We start from the raw sequence: 10,112 nt of genomic DNA, 5'->3' as shown, positions 1-10,112 counted from the left end.
GGCGTGTCGCCTTTCAAGGCACCCGTCGCGATGACGGGTGCCGTTTTTTACATCGATCCGGCTGCTCAGAACTTGTGGCGGATACCGGCCGCGACCACGGCCTGCCGGTCGTTGCCCGACGCGGCAAGATTGAAGATCCCCGCGTTGCCGAGCACCGCGACGCCGTCCGCGCCCGTCACGCGCTGGTACACGCCTTCGAGATAGAGATCGGTGCGGCGCGACAGCGCATAGTCGGCCTGCAGCATGAACTGGTTCCACTTCGGCGCGACGCTGCGGCCCGCATCGTCGAAACGGCCCTGCGTGAACGTATACGAGCCGCCCAGCGAAAAGGCCGGCGTCAGGAAGTAGCGCCCGTTCAGTTCGTAGTTGCTGAAGGTCAGCAACTGGCCGTTCACGGCGCCGTACGCACCGCCTTGCGACAGTTCGCGCGGATCGTTCAGGATCGTTCTCGTATAGACGAGGCCGATCGCCGCATGCTCGAACGCGTAATGTGCGCCGGCGCCGAACGTGCGCCAGCGGCCGCCGGCCAGCATCGCATCGCCGTCCGAACTGCTCAGCGATCCGCCCGTGTTCTGCGGCGCATTCACGCCGCCCGGCTGGTTGGACTGCAGGTATGCGACCGCAAGGTCGACCGGGCCGTTCGCATACTGCGCGCCGACGCTGTACGCGTTGTTGTTGCTGAACCCGCCGCCCTGGTTGCTGAAGCCGTACGCGCCGCCGAACGTGAAGCCGCCGTAGTCCGCGCTGCGGAATTTCACCGCGTTGTTCATCCGCGTGTCGTTGGCGAGGTTATCGTTGTCGTACGGGTGATCGGCGATGTTGCCGCCGAATCCCGAGCCCGTCGCCGACAGCGGCGCGACGAAGTCGACCAGGAAATCGTACTGGCGGCCGAGCGTCACCGTGCCCCACTGGCGGCTGGACAGACCGACCCACGCCTGGCGGCCGAACTCGTCGCCGCCGTTGCCGAACTTGCCGTTCGCGACGTTGAAGCCGTTCTCGAGGGTGAACACGGCAGCCAGGCCGCCGCCGAGATCCTCGTTGCCGCGCAGCCCCCAGCGCGACGTGCTGAGGTTGCCGCTCTGGACGCCGTAGACCGGGCCCGCACCGGCCGACGATTTCTGGTTGCTGATGTAGTCCAGGCCCGCGTCGATCGTGCCGTACAGCGTGACGCTGCTCTGCGCATGGGCCGCGCTCGCAAGCACGCACGCGATCACCGCCGGGATTGCCAGATATTTCTTCATGATGGTTTCGCTAGAGTGGATCGGTCTTCTCGCATCGCCGGCCAGTGTGGGATGGCCGGTCCGTCCGCGATGCGATGGCGCACAATTTAGGCGGCGGGCATGACAGCGCCGTTATCAAAACGGCCCGAAAAATGAAACCTTCTTCATGTTCGCGATGCAACGGTTTCATGTCCGCCCAGACGCTGCGCCCGCGCATGAATTTCTTTTCACGTTGCGTATGCCGATCCGCTAGCCACCCTCCTCTATGCTTGACCTCGACCCGATGCGCAACAGCGACACATGCCGCGCCGGGGGATGAACCCAGTCAACCATCATGAGGACTCCGAACATGAAAACCGCCCATATCGTCGCCGCCGCCATGCTCGCCGCAATCGGCACACTGTCCGTTCCCGCGTTTGCACAGACCGGCAGCCAGCCGATGCAGATGGCTTCCGCCGTCACCAAGGATGGGGGGACCGGTGTGCAGGCCGCCGGCCAGTGGGTGCCGCCGTACGGCCAGGCGATGCACGAGAAGACGCGCGCCGAGGTCTACGCCGAGCTCGTGCATGCCGAACAGGACGGGCAGCTCAAGTACCTGAACTCCACGCTCTACTCGCATTGATGCGCACCGCCGTGCGGCCGGGCGCGGTGCCCGGCTCATGCCGTCCGCGCCGTCCGCGGCGACGCCTCCCGTTCACCGAAACGTCCGCCATTCATGAAGCTTCGTCCGTTGTTCGCCCGTTCTGCCCGTCTCGCGATCGCCGCGGTCGCCGTCGGCGTCCTGCTGTCCGGCTGTGCCGCCGCGCAGCCCGACGGCCCCGGCGATTGCGTCGGCCCGCCCGATTTCTGCGTGCCGTTCTTCGGCTCGTAAACGCACGACGGGCGCGCTGCCGTCGGCAGGGCGCCCGTCGCGTCTTCCGCTCGATGCGGGCCGCGCCCGCGCGCTCAGGCGTCCGGCAGCGTCACCTGGTAGCCGTAACGGCTCACGGTATCGATCCGCACGCCGGGCAGGTGCCGCGCAAGCTTGCGGCGCAGCCGCGACACCACGAGATTGACGCTCGACGGATCGACATCCTCCTTGTCCTGCCAGACGTAGCGGATCAGCTGATCGCGCGGCACCGGCGCGTTCGGACGGCGCATCAGGCATTCGAGCAGCAAGCATTCGCGCCGCGTCACGGCCAGGCGCAGCTTGCCGTCCTTGAGTTCACGCGCGAGCGTGTCGAACGGGGATGCCGCCGCGACCGGGCCTTCCGTGTCGCGCGGCCCGGCCAGCCGCTGCAGCGCCTGCAGGCGCTCGTGCAGCTCGATGAACGAGTATGGCGCGCAAAAGCAGGCGTCGGCGCCCGCACGCAGCACGCGGATGCGCTCGCGCGCCGACGCCTGGCCGATCAGCACCACCAGCGCCGCGCCGCCGCCGCCGGCGACGAAACGCGGCAGCATCGCGATCAGCGCGGCGTCGCCGCCGGGCTCGAAAGCCGTCGCGACGATTGCGTCGAACGCCTCCTGCGAGGCGAGGAACAGCCCGTCGCGCAGGTCGTCGGCGCGCTGCAGGCTGTGCCCGCTCTCCTGCAGCGCCTTGTGCAGCCACGCCGCTTCCGGGTGCGGCGAAGTCACGAGCAGGACGCGCATCGTCAACGGGCCTCGCAGCGGAAAACCGCACACACGAGCAATTGCATCCGGACAAACGTCATGCCAGCGACCTCGGCCAGCATTCGATCGTCACGCGCGTGCCGGGCTCGGCATTGCCGATGCGCAGCGTGAAGTCGTGCACGTTGACGACCGCCGACACGATGCTCAGGCCGAGCCCCGCTCCGGCGAGATGCCCGGTACGGCGGCTGCGGTAGCGATGCTGCAGCACGGCCTCGCGCTCGTTGGCCGCGATGCCCGGGCCGTTGTCGACCACGTCGATGCGCGGACCGCACGGCGTGTCATGCAGTTCCACGCGCACGGTGTCGCCCGACGTCGTGTACTTGAGCGCGTTGTCGAGCAGGTTGGTGAGCGCCTCGAACAGCAGCGCGCAATCGCCATGGATCCGCGTGACAGGCTCGACGAGCACCACGAACTGGATCGAACGGCTGTCGGCGAGCGGCTCGAACAGTTGCCCGACATCCGTGACGAGATCCTCCAGCGCCACCTCCGCGAACCCGCCGCGCCGCTGCAGCGAACCGATTTCGGCAATGCGCAGCATCGCGCGAAAGCGGCTGAGCAGCACGTCGGTCTCGTTGCGCGCCCGTGCGACGAGGCTCGCCAGCGCCGCATCGTCGAGCCCGTCCGCGCGCTCCGCCGCGTGCGCGAGCAGCGTGTGCACGTGCGCGAGCGGTGTCCGCAGGTCGTGCGCGATGCCGTCGCAGACGCCCTTCACTTCGTTCATCAGGCGCTCGACTTCCTCGAGCATGTGATTGACGAGATGCGACAGCAGGTCGATCTCGTCGTGCCCGCCGATCGGCAGCCGCTGCCCGAGGTCGCCCTGCGCGATGCGCTGCGTGATGAGCCGAACTTCCTTCAGGCGCTGCATCTGCCGGACGCTGAGGATCAACCCGCCGACGACGCCCGCGGCAAGGCAGAACAACCCGCCGCCGACGAGCGCCTGGATGATCGCCGCGCGGATCCTCAGGATGTGCGTGAGGTCGCGCCCAAGCACCAGAATGTCGCCGTTGGCGCGCCGCTCCGCCATCGTGCGGACGACCGGCGGCACCTGGTCGCCCGCGATCGTCATCGTGTGATCGAGCGTCACGCCGTTGCGGTTCGGCTGGAGGCCGGCCGGCAGCGCCAGCACGTCGCCCGCGATATGCTTGCCGTCCGCGGTGAAGAGCCCGTAATAGTTGGTGTGCATCCGCTCGCGCTCGATCCGGTGCTGAATGGCGGCAGGAAGCTGGTCCTCCTGGATCGAATCGAAGTAGATCATCTGCCAGTCGATCACCACATCGGTCTCGCGCTCCATGTCGTGCGTGATCACCGATGCGATGTAGCCGAGCAGCAACATCACCGAGATGGAAAACGTCACGGCGTAGACAGACACGAGCCGGAACGTGCTGGAGTACCAGCGCCGCTTGGGCGCCGGCTGGACGTGATGCGTGGAGAACGTCAAGGCAGCGGGCTCAACCAAGGATGTAACCGGCACCGCGTACCGTCTGGATCATCTGTTTCGCATCGGGCGGATCGATCTTCTTGCGCAGCCGGCCCATGTGCACTTCGATCAGGTTGGTGCCGGGATCGAAGTGATAGCCCCATACGGCCTCGAACAGCATCGTGCGCGTGATGGTCTGCCCGGCATTGCGCATCATGTATTCGAGCACGCGGTACTCGGTCGGCAACAGCGCGATTTCCTCGCCGTCGCGAAACACCTTGCGCGAGATCAGGTCGAGCCTGAGCGGCCCGACGGTCAGGCTCGTGTCGAACTGCGCCGGCGCCGTCTGGCTCCGGCGCAACAGCACTTCGAGGCGCGCGGCCATTTCCTCGGGATCGAACGGTTTGGTCAGGTAGTCGTCGCCGCCCGCGCGCAAGCCGCGAACGCGTTCGTCGACATCGCCGAGCGCACTCAGCATCAGCACCGGGGTGCGCACGCCGACGCTGCGCATCGTGGTCAGGATCGTGAGGCCGTCGACGACCGGCAGCATCCGGTCGAGCGTGATCACGTCGAATTCGTTGCCGAGCGCGCGGGCCATGCCGTCGCGCCCGTTCGCCACCCATTCGACCGTGAAACCGCGACCTGTCAGTTCTCTGACGATTTCATTCGCGGTGATTTCGTCATCTTCGATCGTGAGGACGTGCGCCATGGCCGCACCGTCGCGGGACAGCTTGTTGGGCAGGACCGGCTGGTTACCCGGGGAAACTGATAATGCCATATACGATTCTCGTCTTCATCGAAGGGACGCATGCGCTTCGACTCCCGATGGCCGAACGCGCTCGGATGGAGACTACACGCGCGCGCGTAAATCGTGCGCGTCGACTTCATGAAGAAAATTTCATATACGGTGACATCGCGGCCCGGCCGTTGCCGGCACCGGCCGGCCAGGCGCGCGATGATGCGGGACGCCGGGAACCGGCCGGCATCCGGAAAATTGCGACACAATGCCGCACCGTCATTGGCGAGCGCGGACCACCGGCGGTCGTGGCCGGGCGCGTCGCGATGCAGGCAATCAGCCGCGCGGCGGCGACCCGTCCGGCTTGCCGGCCACCCGCCGCGATGCGACGGCATGCGCGGCGTCCTCCGCACGATGCAGGCGCTCGACCTTCGTCTGCGCGAGCGTCGCGTCGGCAATCGCGAGCCCCGTTCCCTGCACCTTCGCGAACGCCAGCACCGGCGAGCACACCAGCGCGACTAGCGCGGCCATCCTGACGGTCGTTTTCATGCCTTTCCTCCTGCGGGCCGCGCCGTGCGCAGCGTCGATTGATCACCGGCTCGACGATACGCACGAGCCGCTAACCGTTCGACAGCGCGCACATGAAGGTTTCTTTAACGTCCGACGCACGCGATGAAGGCGGCCTCGACACGCGCCGCCCCGCATAAAACTTGTTTCATCTTCGCGCTGCCGTTTCGATAGTCCGCCGCCCCTAACCTTCGTCGGGCAGTCGACGTTGGCATCCCACCGTACGGCCTGTTCCCAACGCTTCCCAGGAGTCGAAGATGAATCATCCCGCCCGTTACCTCGCCTGTGCCGCGCTGCTCGTGCTGAGCGTCTCCGCGCACGCCGCGCCGAAGCTCACGTCGGCGCAATGCAACGACTATCCGTTCGTGCACACGAAAGGCCCGGTCTCCCATCGGCAACTGGTCAACGAGCTGAACGAGCTGGAGTCCGTCGGCTACAACCCGTCGTCGGGCGACGAAAGCAGCTATCCGGACGATATCGATACGGCGCAGGCGCGCCTGATGCAGAAGTATCAGAAGGATTGCGCGGGCGCCGCCAACACGGTCGCGTCGAACGGCAACTGAAGCGCCAGTGGCAACCGATCTCCGAGTTTGCGCGCTTGCCTCGCGGCTGCGCGCTTTTTTTCGTCATCCGAACGGATTCGCCATCATGCGCGCAGACGGCACGACGCTTCCGGAGAGACGCGGCCCGTTCGACATCACGCGCTCATGCGCGGCGGCGAGCGCGAAACGAGCGCCGATCGGAGAGGGATCGACATGGCCTGATGCCGCCCGCCACGCCTGCATGGCGCCTGCACGATGAAAGCAGGTCGACGATCCGTCAACGACCCGCCGCGCGAATCATTTGCTTGTTCTATAAATTCGAACCCCGTCACATATCCGGATCCGGAATCCTTGCCGACTGGATCACGACCAGCGTATCGCCCGCCTCGATCCTGCACGGCGGATCCTCATAGAACGAAAAGATCTTCCCGCACCGGTCGAGCCCGACGACGATCGCACCCGGCACGACGTTCGTCATGCAGCCGATCTCGCTTGGCAACGCCTCGCGCTCCAGCAGCGTCGCGCGCCCGCGCGTCGACAGCATGTCGTTCACGAACGGCACGATGTAGCGGCTGTGCACCGCGTCCGCGAGCAGCAGCGCGCCGATCTTCGTCGACGACACGATCACGTCCGCGCCCGCCTGCCGCAATTGCCGCTGGTACAGGTTCTCCTGGATCCGCACGACGATCTTCGTATCGGGCGCGATGCTGCGCACCGACAACGTGAGCAGGATCGCGGTCGGATCGTCGGTCACCGAGATGATCACGGCCTTCGCCGCGCGCACCTGGGCCTGCTGCAGCAGGTCCTCGTGCGCGGGATCGCCGAGCAACCCCGTCACGCCGAGCGACGTCGCGGCCTCGAGCGCCTGCTGCTGCGAATCGATCACGATGATCGTCGCGGCATCGACGCCGCTCTCGAGCAGCTCGCGCACGGCGATCGACCCCGACAGGCCATAACCGCACACGACGATGTGATCGGACAATTGCTTTTGCAGGCGTTTCATGCGGAATTCCTCGACGACGCGCTGGATCACGAACTGATACGCCGTGCCCAGGAAAATGAACCAGATGACGATGCGGATCGGCACGATGAAGAACGCATCGATGAGACGCGCCCGCGCGGTGACGGGCACGATGTCGCCATAGCCGACCGTCGCGACGGTCACCATCGTGAAGTACACGAGATCGGCGACGGTCATCGGCGTGCTCTTGGTCGAATCGCGCAGGCCGTCCCGATCGAGATACAGCACGAGGAACGCGAGCACGCACAACAGCACGACCGCACCGACACGAAACAGCAGCGTGCGCCGCGGCGACGTCGCGGGACGGGTGAACAGCATGCGCGCACGCGGCGCCTGCCACGGGTTGCGGGCGCGACGCAGGCGTGAGCGCAACGAACGGCGCTTGGCGGAAGGCGTTGCCAACGGGGGAATCTCCTGAAGGATGCGGGCTCGATTCTACGACGGGAAGACGGTGATCCGGCCCGACATCATTGCATCGATTCGTCCGTTACAGCATGCTGCGCGGCCGCACCATCGTCCCGTCGACGAAACGCTGCGCGCGAAACGCCGACAGGTCGAGCGACGGCGCGCCCGTGTCGATCCATTCGGCGAGCAGCCGGCCGACGATCGGCCCCATCGCGAAGCCGTGACCGCAGAACCCCGTCGCGATCGCGAGCCCCGACGGCGTGCCCGGCGCATCGATCACCGGAATGCCGTCGGGCAGCACGTCGATCAGGCCGGCCCACGACTCGACGATCTGCGCATCCTTCAGCGCGGGGAAGATCGCCTTGAGCTTCGCGAGCGCGCGCGGCGCATGCGCGCGATTCGGCTGCGGCTGCGGATCGCGCGGCTCGATCGGTCCGGTCGCACCGTTGATGCGGGCAAGCGCATCGCGCCACGCAGCCGAATTCAGGTGTAGCCGGAACTTGTCGCGCTGCGACCAGAACGCCGGCCAGAACAGGCTCAACCCGCGCAGGTGGCCGAGCGTCAGGTCGACGTCGACCTGCATGTCGTCGGCGAGATTGATCGCACCGTTCTTGCGCTGCCGGATGCCGAGGCCGTGGCCCCACACCGTCGACGCCGACACCGGCGGCACCACATTGGTGCGCATGCACGTGCCGCGTACCGCCTGTTGCGGCAGCCGGATGCCGACGCCGTCGAGCAACCTGAAGCTGGTCGCGCCGGCCGCGCAGATCACGCGCCGCGTGCGGATCGTGCCGCGCTCGGTCACGACGCCGGCCACCGCACCGCCGGCCGTCTCGATTGCGCTCACGCCGCAGCCTTCGAAGAAGCGCGCGCCCGCCTCGACGGCACGCGCGGCGAATGCGGCCGCCACGCGGCGCGGCTCGGCCTGCCCGTCGGTCGCGGTGTACAGCCCGCCGAGCGTGCGCGCCTGCGGCGAAAGGCCGCTGACGCGCTCGTCGATCTGTGCGCGCGTCAGCGTGCGCGTGTCGAGCCCGTGCTCGCGCGCGACGGCGAGCCACGCGTTGAACGACGCCCAGTCCGTTTCGTTGTCCGCAATATAGAGACAGCCGCCCTGCCGCCATTCGAGATCGAAACCGAGGGTTTCCTCTAATCCTTCCCAGATCCGCATGCCGGCCATCATCAGCGGCACCTCGGCTGCTTCGCGGCCCTGCTGCCGCACGAAGCCCCACGCACGTGTCGACTGCTGTCCGGCGATGCGCGACTTGTCGAGCACGACGGCCTTCAGGCCGCGCAGGCCCAGGTAATACGCGGCTGCGCAGCCCATGATGCCGGCGCCGGCGATCACGATATCGGCGTCGGTCGGGAATGGTGTGCCGGCGAGGGTCAGTGCATCGTGCAGCGGATAGGTTGTCGTCATTGCTTCCTGTCAGGCGTTAATACGTCCGGATACGGACCTCGGTGGTAACGTCGTGACACACCTTTCACACAAACGCACCTTTCACGACGCTGAATAACGACCATTTTGCGGTAAAGTTATCTTTTCCGCGCGTGGCCGGTCGGCTCGCCCCTGGACGTCATGAAGACTGTCCGTCGAGACTGCCGCAAGGCGTCGTTCTGAACGTCACGATCCGTTCCCGTAGCATGACCACTGAAGCAATCACCACGGATTCCCTCGCGGTTGCCGAGCGCGTGCGCGAGCTGATGACCCGCAACGGCATCGGCAAGCGCCAGCAGACCACCGAGCTGTGCCGCATCCTCGACCTGAGTTTCTCGCAAGGCCACCGCAAACTGCGCGGCAGCAGCCCCTGGACGCTCGCGCAAATCAAGAAAGTCGCCGAAGCGTACGGCGAACCCGCCGCTCAGCTGTTCGGCGCGCAAACGCTCGACCCCGGCATGGTCGGCGCCTATTCGCAGGAGGCCGTACTTTACGCGGGCGTCGCCGAAATTCCGTGCACCGCATGGATCGGCGCGCCGCTCGAAGCCGGCGCGCGCCCCGAATTCGTCGCGTATGAACAAAACGGCCGCTGGCGCGTGCTGCGCCACACCGGCGTGCTGTACCAGAACGCGTACGACGTGCACAAGATCGAGATCTATCCGCGCCGCGCGGAGAGCGACAAGCTCGTCGTCGCGGTGATCGACCCCGATCGCGTCAGCGCGACCGAGCTGTGCCGCTATCTCGAACGGCAGGGTTTCGCGACGGCCTCGTTCGACGGCCTCGCGCCGTTCGTCGACGCGCTGCAGGGCCAGGCCTTCGATGCGGTGCTCACCGAATGGCTGTTCGACGACGCCACGGCCGCGACCGCGATCAAGGCCGTGCGCACGTCCGACAACCCGGGCGCGCCGATTTTCGTGCTGACGGGCGACCTGCTCACCGGCCGCGCGAGCGAAGCCGACATCAGCGAAGTGATCCGCGCGTTCGACGTCGTCTGCTACGAAAAGCCGGCGCGCATGGCGATCCTCAGCGCCGACCTCGCGAAACGGCTCGCACGCGGGTAGCCCCCGGGCCGCTCCTCCCCCGGACGGCCGACGCCCGCGCGGCACGGCGGTCGTGAAC

General features: G+C 66.9%; 11 protein-coding genes. 4 read left to right on the top strand and 7 right to left on the bottom strand.

Annotated elements, in window-relative coordinates; genetic code table 11:
• Positions 1-65: 65 nt before the first annotated feature.
• Positions 66-1,241, bottom strand: a complete 1,176-nt coding sequence (locus ACPTTC_RS23945; RefSeq protein WP_423394191.1) for a porin — start codon at positions 1,239-1,241, stop codon at positions 66-68.
• A 328-nt stretch (positions 1,242-1,569) separates the two neighbouring features.
• Between ACPTTC_RS23945 and ACPTTC_RS23940 the strand changes: the two genes are divergently transcribed.
• Together ACPTTC_RS23940 and ACPTTC_RS23935 are read left to right on the top strand one after the other, a co-directional pair.
• Complete coding sequence (locus ACPTTC_RS23940; protein WP_423394190.1) at positions 1,570-1,842, top strand: DUF4148 domain-containing protein; 273 nt, start codon at positions 1,570-1,572, stop codon at positions 1,840-1,842.
• A gap of 93 nt (positions 1,843-1,935) precedes the next feature.
• Positions 1,936-2,091 (top strand): hypothetical protein, encoded by a 156-nt coding sequence (locus ACPTTC_RS23935; protein WP_423394189.1) that lies wholly within the window; start codon positions 1,936-1,938, stop codon positions 2,089-2,091.
• Positions 2,092-2,165: 74 nt separating this feature from the next.
• Here the strand turns inward: ACPTTC_RS23935 and ACPTTC_RS23930 are convergent, their stop codons facing one another.
• From ACPTTC_RS23930 to ACPTTC_RS23915, 4 genes are all read right to left on the bottom strand, one after another.
• Positions 2,166-2,849, bottom strand: a complete 684-nt coding sequence (locus ACPTTC_RS23930) for a response regulator transcription factor (protein ID WP_423395707.1) — start codon at positions 2,847-2,849, stop codon at positions 2,166-2,168.
• A gap of 58 nt (positions 2,850-2,907) precedes the next feature.
• Positions 2,908-4,239, bottom strand: a complete 1,332-nt coding sequence (locus ACPTTC_RS23925; RefSeq protein WP_226197858.1) for a HAMP domain-containing sensor histidine kinase — start codon at positions 4,237-4,239, stop codon at positions 2,908-2,910.
• Positions 4,240-4,318: 79 nt separating this feature from the next.
• On the bottom strand, positions 4,319-4,996 hold the full coding sequence (locus ACPTTC_RS23920; protein WP_226197859.1) for a response regulator transcription factor: 678 nt from the start codon (positions 4,994-4,996) through the stop codon (positions 4,319-4,321).
• A gap of 363 nt (positions 4,997-5,359) precedes the next feature.
• Entirely contained in the window at positions 5,360-5,572 is a 213-nt protein-coding gene (locus ACPTTC_RS23915) for a hypothetical protein (protein WP_423394188.1), read from the bottom strand.
• Between the two features lie 275 nt (positions 5,573-5,847).
• Here ACPTTC_RS23915 and ACPTTC_RS23910 point away from each other — a divergent pair, with 275 nt between their 5' ends.
• Positions 5,848-6,153, top strand: a complete 306-nt coding sequence (locus ACPTTC_RS23910) for a DUF4148 domain-containing protein (protein ID WP_423394187.1) — start codon at positions 5,848-5,850, stop codon at positions 6,151-6,153.
• A gap of 307 nt (positions 6,154-6,460) precedes the next feature.
• Here ACPTTC_RS23910 and ACPTTC_RS23905 read toward each other — a convergent pair whose 3' ends face one another.
• Positions 6,461-7,555 carry a potassium channel family protein gene (locus tag ACPTTC_RS23905; RefSeq protein ID WP_423394186.1) on the bottom strand — a complete coding sequence of 365 codons (1,095 nt, stop codon included), beginning with the start codon at positions 7,553-7,555 and terminating at the stop codon, positions 6,461-6,463.
• 85 nt (positions 7,556-7,640) lie between these two features.
• Positions 7,641-8,975, bottom strand: coding sequence for an NAD(P)/FAD-dependent oxidoreductase (locus ACPTTC_RS23900; RefSeq protein WP_423394185.1), 1,335 nt, complete (start codon positions 8,973-8,975; stop codon positions 7,641-7,643).
• A 224-nt stretch (positions 8,976-9,199) separates the two neighbouring features.
• Between ACPTTC_RS23900 and ACPTTC_RS23895 the strand changes: the two genes are divergently transcribed.
• Complete coding sequence (locus ACPTTC_RS23895) at positions 9,200-10,054, top strand: helix-turn-helix domain-containing protein (protein ID WP_175968599.1); 855 nt, start codon at positions 9,200-9,202, stop codon at positions 10,052-10,054.
• The last annotated feature ends 58 nt before the right edge of the window (positions 10,055-10,112 follow it).

The sequence above is a fragment of the Burkholderia mycopellens genome (genome assembly GCF_964265025.1).
Taxonomy (GTDB): Bacteria; Pseudomonadota; Gammaproteobacteria; order Burkholderiales; family Burkholderiaceae; genus Burkholderia.
Note: the sequence above shows the minus strand (reverse complement) of the source record. Positions and strands in the feature narration are given on the sequence as shown.